The sequence below is a fragment of the Streptomyces viridifaciens genome, assembly GCF_001888885.2.
Taxonomy (GTDB): Bacteria; Actinomycetota; Actinomycetes; order Streptomycetales; family Streptomycetaceae; genus Kitasatospora; species Kitasatospora aureofaciens.
Genome location: NZ_CP090841.1, coordinates 1,272,529 through 1,290,885 on the forward strand (window position 1 = coordinate 1,272,529; position 18,357 = coordinate 1,290,885).

Here is an 18,357-nt window from a genome sequence, read left to right on the forward strand (position 1 = left end):
GAACCGCCGCCCGCGACAACCCCGGCCACGCCTCGTTCCTCGGCGGTCCGGCGGCCCCTGCTGCTGGTCGCCGGTATGGGCGCGCTCGTGCTGTGCGCCGCCCTGAGCCTTGCGCTGGGCTCCCGATCCGTCCCGCTGGCCACCGTCGTCGACGCCCTCACCGGTGCCGCCCATGGCGGTGACGCCGACGTGGTGACGGGCCTTCGGGTCCCGCGCACCCTCATCGGGCTGGCCGTCGGCGCCGCGCTCGGTGTCGCCGGGGCGGTCGCCCAGGGCGTCACCCGCAACCCGCTGGCCTCACCGATCACCCTCGGCATCAACGCCGGCGCGAGCCTGGCCGTGGTCGCCGCGATCTACACGCTGGACCTCTCCCGCCCGGCCGAGTACGTCTGGTTCGCCTTCGCCGGGGCGGCCGTCGCCGCCGTCGCCGCGTACGCGATGTCCCGGCGCGGCGGGGACCTCGACCCGGTCCGGCTCGCGCTGGGCGGCACCGTGCTCACCGTGGTGCTCACCTCCTGGACCTCCGCGCTGATGCTGGCCAGTCACCGCACCCTGGACGAGGCCCGTTTCTGGCTGGCCGGCTCGATCGCCGGGCGGCACCTGGACACCCTCACCCCGGTCCTGCCGTTCCTGGTCCTCGGCCTGGTGGCCGCCTTCGCGATCTCGCCCGCGCTCAACGCGCTGGCCCTGGGTGACGAGACCGCCCAGTCGCTGGGCGTGCCGGTGGCCCGGATCCGGGTGGTCGGCGGACTGGCCGTGGTCCTGCTCGCGGGCAGCGCGGTCGCCGTCTCCGGACCGGTGGCGTTCATCGGACTGGCGGCACCCCACCTGGTCCGTCCGCTGCTCGGCAACGACCACCGCTGGCTTCTGCCCGGCTGTCTGATCACCGGGCCGCTGCTGCTGCTCGCCGCCGACGTGCTCGGCCGGCTCGTGGTGCGGCCCTCCGAGATCGAGGTGGGCATCGTGACCGCCTTCCTCGGCGCTCCGCTGCTCGCCGTGCTGGCCCGGAAGGTGGCCAAGTGACCGCGCCGACCGACCCGACGAGGCTCACCGCACCGACCGCGCCGACCACACGGACCCGTCGGACGGGCGCGATCACCCGTCGCCGGGCCCGGACCGCCGCCTGGTCACTGCTCGCCCTCGCACTGCTGGTGCTGCTGACCGGCGTCGCGCTCGGCACCGGCCAGGTGAGCATCTCCGCCTGGGACGCGCTGCGCGCCCTGTTCGGTCAGGGCGAGCCCGGCAACGTGCTGGTGGTGCAGCAGTTCCGGGCACCCCGAGTGGTGTCCGCGCTGATCGCGGGCGCCGGACTGGCGATGGCCGGCTCGATGCTCCAGCGACTCTTCCGCAACCCGCTGGCCGCCCCCGACACCATCGGCATCACCGGCGGCGCCTCCTTCGGCGCGGTGCTGATGCTCGCCACCGGCGCCTCGCAGCAGCTGATCCCGCTGGCCGCCGTCGGCGGCGGATTGCTCGCCGCGATGCTGCTCGGCGGCTTCGCCTGGCGGTCGAAGATGGCCGTCACCCGGCTGGTCCTGGTCGGCCTGGCGGTCCAGCAGGGCCTGGCGGCCGCCGTGAACCTGATGATCGTACGGTTCCCGGCCGAGTTGGCCTCCTCCGCGATGCAGTGGACCACCGGCTCGCTGTACGGACGCAACTGGACCGAGGTGTGGATCGGCGGCACCGCCATCGCGCTGACCGCCGCGGCCCTGCTGCTCTGCCAGCGGCGGGTCGCCGTCCTCGACCTCGGCGACGACTCGGCCGGCGGCCTCGGCCTGAACCCCGCCCGGGACCGGCTCTGGCTACTGCTGCTCACCATCACGCTCGCCTCGCTGGCCGCCGCCCTCACCGGGCCGGTCGCCTTCGTCGCGCTCGCCGTGCCCCACCTGGTCCGGCTGCTCGCCGGGCCGCCCACCCTCGGCACGCTCGGCCTCACCGCGCTCACCGGCGCCGTGCTGCTGCTCTCGGCCGACCTCCTCGTGCTCCACGTGATCCCCGTCCACGGCCTGCCGGTCGGTGCCGTCACCGCCACCCTCGGCGCGCCCTGGCTCCTGGTGCTGATGATCCGCCAGGGCCGGCTTCCCCAGAGGAGCAGCTGATGACCAGCACCACCGACGTCAACCGGCTCGCCGCCCACAGCCTCGGGCTGCGCTACGGCGACCGCACCATCCTCGAAGGCCTCGACCTCGAACTGCCCGGCGGCGCCGTCACCGCGATCGTCGGACCGAACGCCTGCGGCAAGTCGACCCTGCTGCGCGGCCTCGTCCGGCTGCTCGACCCGGCCGCCGGCACCGTCACCCTGGACGGCGCCGACATCCACCGGATGCCCGCCCGGACGCTGGCCAAGCGGATGGGCCTGCTGCCGCAGCAACCGGTCACGCCCGAGGCGGTCACCGTCGAGGCGCTGGTGCGGCTCGGACGCTACCCCCACCAGCGGATGCTCAGCCCTTGGTCCAAGGCCGACCAGGCCGCGGTCGAGGAGGCGCTGACCCGCACCGGCACCGCCGAACTGCGCGACCGGCAGGTCGACCGGCTCTCCGGCGGGCAGCGCCAGCGGGTGTGGATCGCGCTGGCGCTCGCCCAGGAGACCGACCTGCTGCTGCTCGACGAACCGACCACCTTCCTCGACCTGCGCCACCAGCTCGACGTGCTCGACCTGGTCGCCGACCTCCACGCCGAGGCCGGGCGCACTGTCGTCATGGTGCTGCACGACCTCGGGCAGGCCGCGCGGTACGCCGACCACCTGGTGGTGCTCAAGGACGGGCGGCTCGCGGCGGCCGGTCCGCCCACCGAGGTGCTGACGGCCGAGCTGGTGGAGTCCGTGTTCGGCGTGCCGTGCCGGGTGGTGCCCGACCCGGAGACCGGTACGCCGCTGGTCGTGCCGCGGGCGCGCACCCGGGCCGCGGCCGCTGCTCCCGCCTCCGCCTCTGCCACTGCTCCCGCCTCCGCGGCTGCTTCCGCCTCCGTTCCCGCGTGAACCCCCCTTTCCCATCCCCCCGTTCGACCCGATCCAAGGAATTCCCGATGAACCGCCGACTCCCCGTCGCCGTCCTCGCCGTCACGCTCTCCGCCACGCTCCTCGCCGCCTGCGGCAGCAGCGGGGACACGTCCACGTCGGGCGGGGGCTCCGCGTCCTCCGCCGCCCCGTCGGGCACCGCCGCCGGGTTCCCGCGCAGCGTCAAGCACGCCGCCGGGACGGCCCAGATCAAGTCGCAGCCCAAGCGCGTCGTGGTGCTGGACAGCGGAGAGCTGGACGACGTCACGCTGCTCGGCATCACGCCGGTCGGCGCGGTGTCCCCGCACATGAAAACCGAGGGCGGGTTCCCGAACTACCTCAAGGACAGGATCAAGGACACCAAGGACGTCGGCCCGATGAACGAGCCGAACCTGGAGCTGATCGCCTCCCTGAAGCCCGACCTGATCCTCTCCTCCAAGGTCCGGCACGCCAAGGTGTACGACCAGCTGAACGCGATCGCGCCGACCGTGCTGGCCGAGACCACCGGGTTCCCGTGGAAGGAGAACCTGGCGCTGTACGCCCAGGCGCTCGGCAAGGAGGACGAGGCGAAGAAGGCGCTCGCCGACTACGAGGAGCGGGCGCACAAGCTGGGCGAGGCGATCAAGGCGAAGTACAACGGGAAGATGCCGACCGCCTCGGTGGTCCGCTTCGTGGCCGGCCCGACCCGCCTGTACGCCAAGGCCTCCTACAGCGGTGTGGTGCTCAAGGACGTGGGCCTGGCCCGCCCGACCTCGCAGGACGTGGACAAGAACATCATCGAGGTCAGCGCGGAGCAGATCAACCAGGCCGACGCCGACCTGGTGTTCGTCACCACCGCCGACGACCCGTCCAAGACCAAGGAGAGCGAGGTCCAGCAGACCCCGGTCTGGCAGGGCCTGAACGCCGTCAAGGACAGCAAGGTCTTCACCGTGCCGGACGAGACCTGGATGTCCGGCATCGGCGTCCAGGCCGCGGACGCGATGCTCGTCGACATCGCGAAGGCGGCGGGCGTGGACGCGCCCGAGTAGCCGTTGCCCGCTGTTCGCCCGCCCTCGGCTGAGGAGGAGCAGCGAACAACGCACAACGAACAACTGACACCGAACGGATAACAGAGTTCGAAAGTTGTCATCTGTCATCTGTTATCCGTTCGCCGTCCTTCGTCCGCCACCCCGCCCCCAAGGAACTCCCATGCGGCTCTACCTGCTCGCCCTCAACCCCACCGACTCGGTCACCCTCGGCTTCCTACCCGCCGCCGCCCGGCTCGGGCTCGACGTCACCGTTCTCACCGACCACGTCGAGGCCCACCAACGCGCCTACTCCGAAGCGGAATTCGCCTGCGAGGTGGTGGAGTGCGACGTCCAGGACTTCCGCGAGGTGATCGGGCTGATATCCCAACACCACGCGCCTGCCGCGGTGTTCAGCAACAGCGACCATCTGCAGACCCAGACCGCGCTGGTCGCCGAGTACTTCGGTCTGCCCGGCAAGGACTGGAAGGCCGCACTGCGGGCGAAGAACAAGGGCGAGCTGCGCCGCCACCTCGCCGAGTGCGGGCTGGACCGGGTCTGGTCCGCCGAACTGGTGCCGGGGCAGGACCCGGCCGGCCTCGCCCCGCCGTTCCCGTGCATCGTCAAGCCTCGCGAGGGCGTCGCCAGCGAGGACGTCACCCTGGTCGCCGACGCCGCCGGACTCGCCAGGCGGGTCCGGGAGATCCAGCGCCGCCGCCCCGGCGCCACGCTGGTGGTGGAGGAGTTCCTGGACGGCGAGCTGTGCACCCTGGAGACCCTCGGCGACGGCCGTGACCGGCACGTCCTCGGCGGCTTCCGCACCCGGCTCTCCCCGCCCCCGGACTTCATCGAGGAGGTCCTGACCTTCGTCCCGGCGCACCCCCGGCCGGTGGTCGACCAGGTACTCGACCAGCTCGACGCCCTCGGCGTCGGACTCGGCGCCTGCCACACCGAGTTCGTCCTCCAGCCGGACGGCCGCGCCCGCCTCATCGAGGTCAACTACCGTGCCATCGGCGACCAGTGCGACCTGATGCTCGCCGAGATCCTCCGGCTCCCCTACTTCGAGCTGGTGCTGCGCACCCATCTCGGCGAACCGCTGCCCGCCGACCTCGGCGCACGCACCGACCAGCGGGCCCGCCACGAGCGCGTCTGCGCCGAACAGGCAGGCACCCTGACCGCCGCCCCCGAGCCGCACTTCGAGCGGCGCGCCGACGGCGTCGTGCTCTCCTACCGCCCGGTCCGCGAACTCGGCGCCCACCACGAGCTCTACCGCACCAACCGCGACTACCTGGGCGTCGTCTGGGCGGTCGGCCCGGACCAGGGCGCGGTGGACGCCGCCGTGGCGGAGTTCATCGCCGCCAACCGCTGGGAGATCGCCTCATGACCCCGACCCCGGCCGAGGCCACCGCCCCCGGCAGCGCACGCGGCACCGCCCCCGGCATCGCGCCCTCGGACGGAACCGCCGCCGACCGGCTGACCCTGCGGGTCCTGTCCGCCCTGCTGCGCGAGGACGTGCTCGGCCTGCGCACCAACGGCGTCCTGGAGCAGCGGCCCGACGGCCCCTGGCTGACCGACGGCACGCTCGCCCTCCCGGTCGCCCCCGACGGGTTCCAGGCCGACCACGCCGCCCGGCTACCGGTGCTTGAGGTGAACGGCGTCCGCCTCATCGGCCTGCCCGCCGTCCTCGCCCACCTGGCGGAACGCGCCGACCCGCTGGACCGCCCGGGCCACCTGGCCTTCGCCGAGGAGTGCCGGCAGACCCTCACCACCATGGAACTGCACGACCGGGTGCGGCCCGAGGTGCACGCCGAGCTCGCCGAGCGCTACGGCAAGGACGTGGCCGACTGGACCGGTCCGCGCGCCTCGCTCGGCTTCGAGGCCCTGGCCGCCTTCCTGGACCACCCGGTCTATCCGACCGCACGCGGCCGCTCCGGCCTGGCCGAGCCGCAACTGCGCTCCTACGCACCCGAGTTCCACCCCACCTTCAAGCTGCGCTGGCTCGCCGTCCCGGCCGGACACCTGACCGTACGCGGTGACGGTCCGCGGCCCGCCTGGTGGCCGAGCGCCGAACAGCTCGGCGTACGGCTTGGCGCACCGGGCGAGTTCCTGACCCTCCCGGTCCATCCACTCACCGCGGGTGAGGACTTCAGCCGGATCGCCCCCGGCGCGGTGCTCGCGCCCGAGCCGTACCTCGACGTGCTGCCGACGCTGTCCATGCGCACCGTCGCCGTCGCCGAGGATCCGGTCTGCCACCTCAAGCTGCCGCTGGCCACCGCGACCCTGGGCCTTCGCAACCGGCGCACCATCAAGCCGGTCACCCTGGTCAACGGGGCGGTCGGGCAGCGCCTGGTGGAGGCCGTGGTCGCCCGCGAACCGCGTTTCACCGGGCGGGTGCTGCACGCCGACGAGCAGCGCTACGCCCACGCCGACGACGAGCTGCTCGCCGTCCTGCTGCGCCGCTACCCGGACGGCCCGGACGGGTCCGTCACCGTACCGCTGGCCGCCCTGCTCGCCGAGGCCCCCGACGGACGACTGGTGATCGACCACCTGGCGGACCGTTTCCACCGGGGCTCCGTCCTCGCCCTGTACGAGGAGCTGCTGCGGCTGCTGGTCGACTGGCAGACCACCTTGTTCCGCCACGGCATCGCCCTGGAGTCGCACCAGCAGAACACCTCCCTGGTCATGGACGGATCCGGCCTGCGGCTGCTCTACAAGGACAACGACGGCCCGCGGATCAACACCACCCGGATCGGCGAACTGGCGTCACTGGCCGCCGAGTTCCGGGATCCCAGGATTATCGGCGAACAGGACCGCGCGCTCACCGACCTGTTCACCACGATCACCGGCCATCTGTGCACCGCCTCGCTCGCCTTCGGCCTCGCCGCGCACGGCCGGGTGCCGCTGGATCGGAGCCTGGAGGTACTGCGCACCACCCTCGCCGAGGCCGTCGACCGCCTCGGCGAGGCCGGGCGACCGCTGCGCACCGCCCTGCTGGACGCCCAACGGCTCCCGGTCAAAGCCATGGTGAGCGCCGGCACCCTGCTGAGCAAGGAGCGCAGCGGCGCCGCCGACATCAACAAGCACTACACCGACGGTCCCAACTACCTGCTGCCCGGAAGCGGTTCATGACGACCGCCGAGCCGCTGCCGAGGACGGCCGGAACGGTCGGGCTGGACCGGCGCCAGGTGCACGCGGTGGCGGCCTGCTACTTCGTCGCCTCCTTCGCCGCCCTGGGCCTGCCGCCCTACCTGACCGAGATCCTCCCGGGCCTCGGCGACCGGGACGGGCACTGGGCCGGTCTGCTCTACATCGTGCCGACCGTCTTCACCGCCCTCGGCGCGCCCCTGTGGGGCCGCCTGGCCGACCGCTTCGGCCAGAAGCGGCTGCTGCTGCGCGCCCAACTCGGCCTCGCCGTCTCCTTCCTCCTCGCGGGGGCCGCCGACAGCCTCCCCGCCTTCACCGTCGCGCTGGTCTTCCAGGGATTCCTCGGCGGCACCTTCTCCGCCACCAACGGCTACCTCGCGGCGGCCCTGGACGGCTCCCAGCTGTCCAGGGCGCTGACCCTGATGCAGGGCAGCGCCCGGGCCGCCCTGGTCGCGGCGCCGATCCTGGTCGGCACGCTGTCGCCGTGGATCGACCCGCACCGGCAGTACCTGGTGTTGGCGGTGCTGCCGCTGACCGCCGCCGTGCTGCTCAACTTCCTTCCGGAGCCCGTCCGTCCGGCCGCGGCCCGAACCGGCCGCGACACGGCCGAGGCCGACCCTCCGGGCTCGCTCAGGCTGCTCTACACCTTCGAGTTCGCCTTCGTCTTCGCCACCATCATCTCCTTCCCGTACCTGATCACCCTGGTCCAGCAGCGGTTGCCGGGCGTCAACGGCGCGGTCGCGGGCCTCCTGTTCGCACTGCCGCACCTGGTCTACCTGGTCGGCGCCGGGCGGGTGCACTCCGCTGTCGAGGCGCGCCCCCGGACCGGACTGGCCGTGGGCTTCGCCCTGGTCGCCCTCGGACTGGCCGGCCACGCCCCGGCCCACTCCCTGCTCACCTTCGCCCTCACCCGGGCGGTGCTCGGACTCGGCATGACCTTCGGCCTGGTCTGCCTCGCCGTCCTCGCCGCCGAAGCCGCCCGCGGCCGCGCGCCGGGCCGGATGTTCGGCACCCGCGAAACCGTCTCCAAGTGCGGTGCCGTCGCGGCCGGACTCGCCGCCGCGCTCGCCAACGGCAGCAGCGGCCCGGCCGCCCCGGTCGTGATCGGCACCGTCGCCGCACTGGCCGCCGCCCTGCTCGCCCTCCTGACCCGTAGGAGCCCCCGATGACCGCCCGGCCCACCACCCTCCCCACCACCCTCCCGGCCGCCCTTTCGCTCGAAGCGACCGCCGAACTCCCCGGCACCGACGAGGCGGTGGCCCACACCCTGCTCAACTGCCTGCTGCGTGAGGTCTCCGCGCCCGAGCACCAGACCGCCGTCGACGACGGCCGGCTGCTGCTGCGCCTGCCGCGCCGCGGCACCCTGCTGCGAGTCGCGCTGCGCCGCACCTCACTGCTCGGCGCGCACCGCTTCACCGGCCCCGTCCACGAGGAAACCCCCGACGGTTGGCGCGAGTTGGGGTGGCGCGAACTGGCTGGGTACGCCCAGGACGAACTGGAGCTGCGCACCGGTACGGTGAACGAGGAGTTCCTCGACCAGGTGGCGTCCAGCCATCACGGCGTCGGCGCGGGCCTGGCCGGACGCCCGGCTCCCGGAGCGGACCGCTACCTGGAGTCCGAGCAGGCATTGCTGTTCGGCCACCGCTTCCACCCGGCTCCCAAGTCCCGCTCCGCCGCCCGCGGCGACTGGCGCGACTACGCGCCCGAGTCCCGCGCGGCCTTCCCGCTGCGCCACCTCGCCGTCCGCGCCGAACTGCTGGCCGAGGAGTCCCTGGAGGAACGCGCCGGCGCCGTACTGGACGGCCTCGGCGAGGTGCCGGACGGCTACCGGCTGCTGCCGGCCCACCCCTGGCAGTACCAACTCATCGGCGACCACCCGCTGTTGCGCGCCGCGCTGGCCAGCGGGGACGTCCTCGACCTCGGCCCGCGCGGCGAGGACTTCGCCGCCACCGCCTCGGTGCGCACCCTGTACGGCGCGGACGCCTTCCTCAAGTTCAGTCTGAACGTCCGCATCACCAACTGCCTGCGCAAGAACGCCGCCTACGAGCTCACCGGCGCGGTCGCACTCACCCGGCTGCTCGACCCCGCGCTCACCGACCTCGCCCGTCGCTTCCCCGGGGCGGCGATGCTGCGCGAGCCAGCCTTCCGCACCCTCGCCCTGCCCGGCGCCGACGGCCGCCCCGACCGGGCGCTGTACGAGGGCTTCGGCCTGATCCTGCGCGAGGGGTTCGGCGGCCTGCTGCGACCCGGCGTGACCCCGCTGCTCGCCGCGGCCGTCGCCGACGAGCACCCGACCAGCTCGGCGCACATCTCCCGCCTGCTGGGCGGGCGTTCGGACGGAGCGGCAGCGCTCGACTGGTGGCGCGATTACCTGCGCCTGCTCCTCCCGCCGGTGCTGGCCGCGTACTTCGACCACGGCGTGGTGCTGGAGCCGCACCTGCAGAACGTGCTGATCGGCGTGGACGCCGAGGGACGTCCGGCACAGGTGCTCTTCCGCGACCTCGAAGGAACCAAGCTCGTCCCCGAGCAGAACGCCGACATCCTGGCCGCCCTGCCTCCCGAGGTGGCCGGCCCGATGACGTACGACGCCGAACGCGGTTGGGACCGGGTGGTCTACTGCCTGCTGGTCAACCACGTCGCCGAACTGCTCGCCGCCCTCGCCGACCGCCACCCCGAGCTGGAGGGCGCGCTCTGGCAGGCCGTCCGGGACGCCCTGGAGGAGTACGCCGCCGCGCACGGCCGCCCGCCCCGGTTGCGGGCACTGCTGGCCGGCGTCCCACTGCCCGCCAAGGCCAACCTGCTGACCCGCTGGGAGCGCAAGGCCGACCGCGAGGCCGGATACGTCCGACTGCCCTCCCCGCTGGCCGGCTCGGTGCTCGCCGAGGCCACCCGCATGACCGCCCACCACCGTCCCGCCGGGAGCACCGCCCGATGAGCACCACCGTGAACAGCACCGTGAACAGCGCTGTGAAAAGCACCCTGGACAGCACCGCGAACAGCACCCTCGGAAACCCCGTCCACCGCCGGGTCGCTTCGCTCGCGGCCGACGAACTTCCCTCCTATGTCCACGACTTGGCCGCGCTGCGCGAACACGCCGCCACCGTCCGGGCCGCGCTGCCCGAGCGGGTCGAGCTGTACTACGCCGCCAAGGCCAACCCGGAGGCGCCGCTGCTGACCGCGCTAAGCGACGCCGTCGACGGCTACGAGGTTTCCAGCGGCGGGGAGTTGGCGCACGTGCGGGCCGCCGTGCCGGACGCGCCGCTGGCCTTCGGCGGGCCGGGCAAGACCCCGGCCGAGATCGCCGCCGCCGTGGACGCCGGGGTGCACCGCTGGCACGTCGAGAGCGAGCAGGAGCTGCACCGGCTCGCCGCCGTGCTGGCGGAGCGGCCTGGGGCGGCGGTGGACGTCCTGCTGCGGGTCAACCTGCCCGTGGTGACCGACGCCCTGGACGCGGTGCCGCTGGCCATGGGTGGACGCCCGACCCCGTTCGGGCTCGACCCGGACCGGGCCGAGGAGTGCGTCCGACTGCTCACCGACGGCGGTCCGCTCGGCCGACAGCTGCGTCTGCGCGGGGTGCACGCCCACCTGGCCAGCGGGCTGGCGGCGGCGGAGCAGTTGGCGGTCGCCCAGCAGATCGTCACCTGGTCCGCCGAGCTGGCCGAGCGCACCGGTTTCCCGCTCACCGAGGTCAACATCGGCGGCGGCATGGCGGTGGACTACGACGACCCCGCGCGGCGCTTCGACTGGACGGCCTTCGGCGAGGGCCTCGCCGAGCTCCTCGACGCCCACCCCGGGCTGGTCCTGCGGATCGAGCCCGGGCGGGCACTGACCGCGTACTGCGGCTGGTACGCGACCGAGGTGCTCGACGTGAAGCGGAGCCACGGCGAGGACTTCGTGGTGGTCCGCGGCGGCACCCACCACCTGCGCACCCCCGCGACCCGCGGGCACTCCCAGCCCTTCACGGTGCTGCCGGTGGACGCCTGGCCGCACCCCTGGGCGCGCCCCGCCGTCGGCAGCGGCCGGGCGACCCTGGCCGGGCAGCTGTGCACCCCGAAGGACGTGCTCGCCCGGGCCGCGACCGGCGCGGCCGGCCTGCGGGCGGGGGACCGGGTGCTGTTCGCGATGGCCGGTGCGTACGCGTGGAACATCTCGCACCACGAGTTCCTGATGCACCCCCGCCCGGGATTCCACTACCTGGGTGGCTGACGAACCGGACCGGAGGCTGACGACGAACCCCCGGCCCCGAACGGCGAACAGCTGACAGATTTCAGATCTCAGATTTCAGCGGACAGATAACAGATTTCGAAATCTGTTATCTGTCCGCTGAAATCTGTTTGTTGTCACCAGTCCGTCGACACCCCATTCGCGCACTCGTGCGAAAGTGGTAACGGCGAAGGGAGCGCGAGCGTGCTGATGGACAAGGTGGCGGAAATACTCGCCGAGGCTTCGGCCCAGGCGGTGGAGCCGCGCTTCCGGGCATTGGCCGCCGGCGAGGTGATGGAAAAGGCACCCGGCGAGGTCGTCACGATCGCCGACCGCGAGGCCGAGGCGATCATCACCCGCCGCCTGCACGAGCTGCTCCCCGTCCCGGTGGTCGGCGAGGAGGCGGTGGCCGCCGATCCGTCGCTCGCCGACGCCATCCACGACGAGCCCGCCGTCTGGCTGGTCGACCCGGTGGACGGCACCTCCAACTTCGTCGCCGGACGCCCCGACTACGCCGTGATGTGCTCCCTGGTCCGCACCGGCCGGACGGTCGCCTCGTGGATCTGGCAGCCCGCCACCGCGACCGGCTACCGCGCCGAGCTGGGCTCCGGCGCCTGGCGCGACAGCGAACGCCTCACCCGCCCACCGGCACCGGCCGACGCCGGGAAGCTCACCGGCGTCCTGAAGAGCCGCTTCCTCGACCCGGTCGACCGCCACCGCCTCGAGGCCGGCTGCTCGGCCTTCGGCGAGATCTCCCCCGGCCGCAGCGCCGCCGGGATCGAGTACCCGGACGTCGTCGAGGGCCGCACCGACTTCATCTTCTACTGGCGCACCCTCCCCTGGGACCACGCCCCGGGCTCGCTCCTGCTCGCCGAGGCCGGCGGCGTCGCGGCCCGCCTGGACGGCACCCCCTACCAGCCCGAGGCCCCCGGCTGCGTGGACGGTCTGCTGGTCGCCGCCGACCCCGACACGTGGGAACGCACCCGCGGCATCCTGCTGAACGCGTGACCTGCCCGAACCGCACGCCGACGGCGGCGGCGGTTGCGGGCCCGCCCCGACGACGGACTGCCCGACGACGGGCTGCCCGGCAACGGGCTCCCCAGCGACAGGCGCCCCGGCGACGGCCCGCCGCCCTACCCCGCCCGCTCCCCGGCGACCTTGCGCCCCGCACCGACCACCTCCCGCAGCAGCGCGCCCACCTCCCCCACCGTCGTGTGCGGATTGAGCAGCGTGAGCTTCAGCCGCACCCGCCCCGCCCCCTCCCCCGGCAGCTCGGTGCGCCCGACCACCGCGCGCCCGGTGCGCAGCAGCAGTCGGCGCAACTGCCCGTTCAGCTCGTCCACGGCGGCCTCGTCCGCCGGCCCGGGCGGCCGGTAGCGGAACAGCAGCGTGGTGAGGACCGGCTCGGAGTGCAGTTCGAGCGAGGGTTCGGCGCGGACGGCGGCGGCCGCCGCCAGCGCCAGTTCGTGGCAGGTGTCCACCAGCCGCCCGAGTCCCTCGCGACCGAGGGTGCGCAGGGTGACGGCGAGCTTGAACGCGTCGGCCCGCCGGGTGGTGCGCAGTGAGCGGCCGAGCAGACTGGGGTAGCCGGCCTGCTCGTCGTCCACGGGGTTGAGGTACTCGGCGCGCCGGGCGAGCGAGACGTACGTCTCCGCCCGTCGGACCAGGAAGACCCCGGCGGCCGCGGGCTGCCAGCCGAGCTTGTGCCAGTCGAGGGAGACCGAGTCGGCGCGGGCGATGCCGTCGAGCAGCGGGGCGAGCCGGTCGGAGAGCAGCGCGCCACCACCGTACGCGGCGTCGACGTGCAGCCAGGCGCCGTAGCGTCCGGCCAGGTCGGCGGCGGCGTCGAGCGGGTCGATCGCTCCGGTGTCGGTGGTGCCAGCGGTGGCGACGACGGCGATGGGGGTTCGCCCGGCCCAGCTGACCTCGGCCAGCTCCCGTTCCAACTCCTCGGGGGACATTCGGAGTTGGCGGTCGACGGGGACGGCGATCACGGCCCGTTCGCCGAGGCCGAGCAGGGCGGCCGAGCGCTGGACGGAGAAGTGCGCGGCCGCGGAGGCGAGGATGCACGGCCGTACGCCCGCCGGGATCCCGTCCAACTCGACGATGCCGTCGAGCTTCTGGTCGCGCGCCAGCATCAGGCCCATCAGGTTGGACTCGGTGCCGCCGGAGGTGAGCACCCCGGCCGCCCGGGCCGGGTCGTAGCCGACCAGCGCGGCGAGTTCGGCGATCAGCGCGGTCTCCAGGGCCGTCGCGGCGGGGGCCTGGTCCCAGGAGTCCTGCGAGGGGTTGAGTGCGCTGACCGCGAGGTCGGCGGCGGTCGCGACGGCGAGCGGCGGGCAGTGCAGGTGGGCGGCGCAGGCCGGGTCGGCCGGGTCGGCGGCGCCGTAGGCGAGCAGCTCGGTGAGCCGGGCCAGGGCGCCGCGCCCGCGGGTTCCGGACAGCCCCTCCGCGACCAGGGCGGCGATCTCGGCCGGGCTCCCGGCGGGCAGCGGCCCGGAGCGCAGGGCGGTGCCGGCCTCCAGCGCGTCGAGGACGGTGGCCAGCAGCGGGCCGAGCGATCCGGGCCCGCCGGCGCCGCCCGCGAGCGCGTCCAACGGGACCTCCTCGCCGGGCAGTTCGGGCACCGGACCGGACGGGTCGTCGGTCATGCGCCTTCCCGGGCGGCTGGTGCGGACGCCGACGGAGCCACCGCCGACGCCGACCCCGGCCTCGAAGCCGCCGCGACCGCGTCCGCCAGCCGTTCCAGAACCGCGGCGACCTGCTCGTCGGTGATGGTGAGCGGCGGCAGCAGCCGCAGCACCGCGTCATGCCGCCCGCCGAGTTCGACGATCAGCCCGCGCGCCAGGCAGGCCTCCCGGACCCGTACGGCGAGCGCCGGATCGGCCGGCCGGGCGCCGCAGGCGTCGGGTTCGGCGGCCGGGTCGACCAGTTCGACCCCGATCATCAGCCCTCGTCCGCGGACGTCGCCGATCGCCGGCAGTTCCGTGGCGAGCTCGCGCAGCCGGGCGGTCATCCGGGCCCCCGCCACGGCGGCCCGCTCGGCCAGTCCGTGCGCGGCGACGTACCGCAGGGTGGCGGCGCCGGCGGCCATGGCGAGGGTGTTGCCGCGGAAGGTGCCGGTGTGGGCGCCGGGGCGCCAGCCGTCGTATTCCTCGCGGTAGACCACGACGGCGAGCGGCAGACTGCCGCCGATGGCCTTGGAGAGCACCATCGCGTCCGGGACGATGCCGCTGTGCTCGACGGCCCACATCGCGCCGGTGCGGCCGACGCCGGTCTGCACCTCGTCCACGATCAGCGGGATGCCGCGCTCGGCGGTGATCCGGCGCATCTCGCGCAGCCAGCCGTCCGGCGCGGGGACGACCCCGCCCTCGCCCTGGACGGCCTCCAGGATCATCGCGGCGGGCGGCACCACCCCGCCCGAGGGGTCGTCCAGCAGCCGTTCCACGTAGGTCGCGCCGAGTTGGGCGCCCGTCTCGCCGCCGACCCCGAAGGGGCAGCGGTAGCCGTACGGGTAGGGCAGCCGGACCACCTCGCCGCCGCCGGGCAGCGGCTCCTTGACGGCGACGTTGCCGGTGAGCGCGAGTGCGCCGGCGGTCATGCCGTGGTAGGCGCCGGTGAAGGCCAGGGAACCGGACCGTCCGGTGGCGGTCTGCATCAGTTTGAGCGCGGCCTCGACGGCGTCCGTGCCGGCCGGTCCGCAGAAGTGCACCCGGGCGCGGGCGGCGAACTCTGCGGGCAGGTTCTCGAACAGCGCGCTGGTGAAGTCGTCCTTCTCGGCGGTGGCGAGGTCGAGCAGGTGCAGCGGGGCACCGCTGTCGAGGGTGCGGCGGATCGCTTCCAGCACGACGGGGTGGTTGTGGCCGAGGGCGAGCGTCCCGGCGCCGGAGAGGCAGTCCAGGTAGCGGCGTCCGTCGGCGCCCTCGACGGTCATGCCGTGGGCCCGGACCGGGACGATCGGGAAGGAGCGGGCGTACGTCCGGGCGGCGGACTCACGGACGCGCTGTCGGCGCAGGATGGCGTCCCCGGGGGGCGGGGCCGCAGCGGCGGTGGCCCCGGTGGCGATGGCCCCGGAGACGGCCCGGGCGGGTACGGCGGCAGGCGACAAGGCGAACCCCCAAAAGAAGTTAGGTAAGCCTAACCTTATCGCTCTTGACCTGGCGGAACGGGTCGGGGGCACCCAGAACCACCCGAGCGAGTGAACCTCCGCCGTACCCGTGTGCGCCGCCCCTCGGCCAGCCCAACGACCGACCCCCCGAAAGGTCATGGCGCCGACCACTCCCGACCGAATCCGCCCCGGCGAGTCCGAAATCGGATCCGCCCCGACCAGTCCGGAACGTCACCCCGTCAGGCAGGTCACCGCCCCTTCCACCGGTAGCAGAGCTCCGGCCGCCCGACGCTCCCGTACTGCGGCTCGCGGACCGCCAGCCCGGTGTCCACCAGGTGTTCGAGGTAACGCCGCGCGGTGATCCGGGACACCCCGGCGGCGGCACCGGCGGCCGCCGCGGACAGCCCGGTCGAGGCCTCCCGCAGCACCGAGGCGACGGTGTCCAGGGTGGGCGCGCTCAGTCCCTTGGGCAGCGAGCTGCGCTCGGGCGTGCGGAGCAGGGCCAGCGCCTGGTCCACCTCGTCCTGGCCGGTCGCCTCGCCGGTGCGCCCGAGGCTGTCCCGGTAGCGGGCGTAGCGCTCCAGCCGGTCGTGCAGGGCGGCCGCGCTGAACGGTTTCAGCAGGTACTGCACGACCCCTGCCGAGACCGCCTGCCGGACCATCGCGAGGTCACGCGCCGAGGTCACCGCGATGACGTCGGTCCCGTGCCCGGCGGCGCGCAGTGTGCGGCACAGCTGGAGGCCGTGGCCGTCCGGCAGGTAGAGGTCGAGCAGGGTGAGGTCGATGGGTGCCCCGGCCGCACGCGCCCGCTCCAGGAAACGCAGCGCGTCCGCGCAGCTGTGGACGGTGCCGACGGCGCGGAAGCCAGGCTCGCGCTCGACGTACAGGGTGTGCGCGGCCGCGGCCACCGGGTCGTCCTCCACGACCAGGACGGAGATTCCGCCGCGGGCCCCGGCCGCGTCGCCGGTCACGTCGTGGCCCCTTCGCACTCCCGCACCCGGCCGGCCAGCGGCAGCCGTACGGTGAGCACCGCACCCCGCTCGCGCCCGACCTCGACGGTGCCGCCGTTGCGCCGGGCGGCCTGGGCGACCAGCGCCAGCCCGAGGCCGTGCCCGCGGCCGTCCTGCTTGGTGCTCCAGCCGCGCCGGAACACGTCCTCGACGGCGCACGGATCGATGCCCGCCCCGGTGTCGGCAACCCGCAGCAGCAGGCAGGCGCCGTCCCGGGCGTCCCCCCGGCCGGCTTCCCCGGCTCCCCCGACACCACCCACGACACCAGCCCCGGCGCCACCCCCGTCACCCCGTCGCGGATCCTCGATCCGCGCGGTGACGGTGACCTCCGGCGCCACCGGGCTGTGCGCGGCCCCGGCGATCGCGGCGTCCACCGCGTTGTCGATCAGGTTGCCGAGGACGGTGATCAGGTCCCGGGGGGCGAGCCCGGGCGGCAGCACCCCGTCATCGATCCGGCTGTCCTCGGTGAGGGTCAACTCCACGCCCCGCTCGGCGGCTTGGGCCGCCTTGCCGAGCAGCAGCGCGGCCAGCACCGGCTCGCTGACCGCCGCTACCACCCGGTCGGTCAGCTGCTGGGCTAGGGCGAGTTCGGCCGTGGCGAACTCCACCGCCTGTTCGTGGCGGCCGAGTTCGATCAGTGAGACGACGGTGTGCAGCCGGTTGGCGGCCTCGTGGGCCTGGGCGCCGAGCGCCTCGGTGAAGCCGCGCACCGAGTCCAACTCTCCGCTGAGCGACTGCAGTTCCGTGTGATCGCGGAGGGTCACCACCCGGCCGAGGCCGGTGCCGATGGTGGAGGTGTTGAGCACCACGACCCGCTCGGCGGTCAGGTGCACCTCGTCCCGCGCCGGCACCTCGCCGAGCACGGCCGCCACCAGCGCCTCGGGCAGCCCCAGTCCGTCCACCGGTCGGCCGTCCAACTCGCCTGCCAGTCCGAGCAGTTCGCGGGCGGCATCGTTGCACAGCACCACCCGGTGCGCGCGGTCGAGCAGGATCAGCCCCTCCCGCACCGAGTGCAGGGTCGCCTGGTGGTACTCGTACAGGTGGCTGAGTTCGTCCGGCCCCATGCCGTGGGTGTGCCGCCGCAGCCGGGAGTTGGCGAGGTAGGTGCCCAGCCCGCCGAGGGCCAGGGCACCCGCCGCGACGCCGACCAGGGCGAGCAACGGTCCGCTCAGCTGGGCGGAGATCGACTCCAGCGTCAGGCCCACGCTGACCAGCGCGACCACCCGGTGCCGGTCGTCCCAGACCGGGGTGACCACCCGCACGGACGGGCCGAGCGTGCCGGTGTACGTCTCACTGCGGGTCTGCCCGGCCAGCGCCCAGTCGATGTGCCCGAGGTACTGCTTGCCGATCTGCTCGGGCAGCGGGTGGGTCCAGCGCACCCCGTCGGTGTCCATGACGGTGATGAAGGAGACCCCCGCGTCCTGGCGCACCTGCTCGACGTACGGCTGGAGCACCGCGGTCGGGTCGGGCCCGCCGACGGCGGAGCGCACGGTGGGCGAGTCGGCGACGGCATGGGCGACCGAGGTGACCTCGCGGCGGGCCGCGTCCTCAGTGCGCTCGGCGGTGAACAGGTACGCGAGCACCGCGCCGCCCGCGACCACGGCGGCGACGATGACCACCTGGACGACGAACAGCTGCCCGGCCAGGCTGCGGACCAGCCGGTGCGGCAGGGGGAACCACCGGTGACGCGAGCGGGTGGGGGCGGTGCTCACGGACATGCCTGCCAGTGTGCACCACGGCCCGGGCCGCCCCCCAGGGGCCGGAGCGCGCCCACGGGGGGCGGAACCGCGCCCACGGAGCCGCGCCCGTTCCCGTCGCGCCGTGAACTCTATGAACGCAAACGTGACCTCCGTCACGCCCGAAGCCCATAGTCGGAGCGGCCCACCACCCGGG

The 18,357-nt window shown here is 74.1% G+C and carries 14 protein-coding genes; 10 read left to right on the top strand and 4 right to left on the bottom strand.

All coding sequences use genetic code 11. The features are described from left to right. Positions 1-75 precede the first annotated feature (75 nt). The 10 genes from BOQ63_RS13155 (at position 76) to BOQ63_RS13200 (ending at position 12,354) form a co-directional block, all read left to right on the top strand. Entirely contained in the window at positions 76-1,023 is a 948-nt protein-coding gene (locus BOQ63_RS13155) for a FecCD family ABC transporter permease (protein WP_046387176.1), read from the top strand. Further along, the gene (locus BOQ63_RS13160) at positions 1,020-2,099 is read left to right on the top strand and encodes a FecCD family ABC transporter permease (RefSeq protein ID WP_079183580.1); all 1,080 of its coding nucleotides are present in this window, start codon (positions 1,020-1,022) and stop codon (positions 2,097-2,099) included. Before BOQ63_RS13155 ends, BOQ63_RS13160 begins: the two co-directional genes overlap by 4 nt. After that, complete coding sequence (locus tag BOQ63_RS13165; protein WP_046387175.1) at positions 2,099-2,977, top strand: ABC transporter ATP-binding protein; 879 nt, start codon at positions 2,099-2,101, stop codon at positions 2,975-2,977. Before BOQ63_RS13160 ends, BOQ63_RS13165 begins: the two co-directional genes overlap by 1 nt. A gap of 47 nt (positions 2,978-3,024) precedes the next feature. Beyond that, positions 3,025-4,023 (top strand): ABC transporter substrate-binding protein, encoded by a 999-nt coding sequence (locus BOQ63_RS13170; RefSeq protein ID WP_030283109.1) that lies wholly within the window; start codon positions 3,025-3,027, stop codon positions 4,021-4,023. A gap of 160 nt (positions 4,024-4,183) precedes the next feature. Then, on the top strand, positions 4,184-5,383 hold the full coding sequence (locus BOQ63_RS13175) for an ATP-grasp domain-containing protein (protein WP_072654293.1): 1,200 nt from the start codon (positions 4,184-4,186) through the stop codon (positions 5,381-5,383). Further along, complete coding sequence (locus tag BOQ63_RS13180) at positions 5,380-7,128, top strand: IucA/IucC family protein (protein ID WP_072654294.1); 1,749 nt, start codon at positions 5,380-5,382, stop codon at positions 7,126-7,128. Before BOQ63_RS13175 ends, BOQ63_RS13180 begins: the two co-directional genes overlap by 4 nt. Beyond that, on the top strand, positions 7,125-8,312 hold the full coding sequence (locus BOQ63_RS13185; protein WP_150475859.1) for an MFS transporter: 1,188 nt from the start codon (positions 7,125-7,127) through the stop codon (positions 8,310-8,312). Before BOQ63_RS13180 ends, BOQ63_RS13185 begins: the two co-directional genes overlap by 4 nt. Continuing rightward, a complete protein-coding gene (locus BOQ63_RS13190) occupies positions 8,309-10,078 on the top strand; it encodes an IucA/IucC family protein (RefSeq protein WP_150475861.1) in 1,770 nt (589 codons plus the stop codon). Before BOQ63_RS13185 ends, BOQ63_RS13190 begins: the two co-directional genes overlap by 4 nt. Then, complete coding sequence (locus tag BOQ63_RS13195) at positions 10,075-11,349, top strand: type III PLP-dependent enzyme (protein ID WP_078867261.1); 1,275 nt, start codon at positions 10,075-10,077, stop codon at positions 11,347-11,349. The genes BOQ63_RS13190 and BOQ63_RS13195 overlap by 4 nt, the downstream gene beginning before the upstream one ends. Before the next feature lie 207 nt (positions 11,350-11,556). After that, positions 11,557-12,354 carry an inositol monophosphatase family protein gene (locus tag BOQ63_RS13200; protein ID WP_030283122.1) on the top strand — a complete coding sequence of 266 codons (798 nt, stop codon included), beginning with the start codon at positions 11,557-11,559 and terminating at the stop codon, positions 12,352-12,354. Between the two features lie 125 nt (positions 12,355-12,479). Here BOQ63_RS13200 and BOQ63_RS13205 read toward each other — a convergent pair whose 3' ends face one another. From BOQ63_RS13205 to BOQ63_RS13220, 4 genes are all read right to left on the bottom strand, one after another. Beyond that, positions 12,480-13,997, bottom strand: a complete 1,518-nt coding sequence (locus BOQ63_RS13205) for a pyridoxal phosphate-dependent decarboxylase family protein (protein ID WP_078867262.1) — start codon at positions 13,995-13,997, stop codon at positions 12,480-12,482. Beyond that, positions 13,994-15,412 carry a diaminobutyrate--2-oxoglutarate transaminase gene (locus tag BOQ63_RS13210; protein WP_150476360.1) on the bottom strand — a complete coding sequence of 473 codons (1,419 nt, stop codon included), beginning with the start codon at positions 15,410-15,412 and terminating at the stop codon, positions 13,994-13,996. The genes BOQ63_RS13205 and BOQ63_RS13210 overlap by 4 nt, the downstream gene beginning before the upstream one ends. Positions 15,413-15,702: 290 nt before the next feature. Then, complete coding sequence (locus tag BOQ63_RS13215; RefSeq protein WP_079183583.1) at positions 15,703-16,425, bottom strand: response regulator; 723 nt, start codon at positions 16,423-16,425, stop codon at positions 15,703-15,705. After that, complete coding sequence (locus BOQ63_RS13220) at positions 16,422-18,182, bottom strand: sensor histidine kinase (RefSeq protein WP_079183584.1); 1,761 nt, start codon at positions 18,180-18,182, stop codon at positions 16,422-16,424. The genes BOQ63_RS13215 and BOQ63_RS13220 overlap by 4 nt, the downstream gene beginning before the upstream one ends. Between the last annotated feature and the right edge of the window lie 175 nt (positions 18,183-18,357).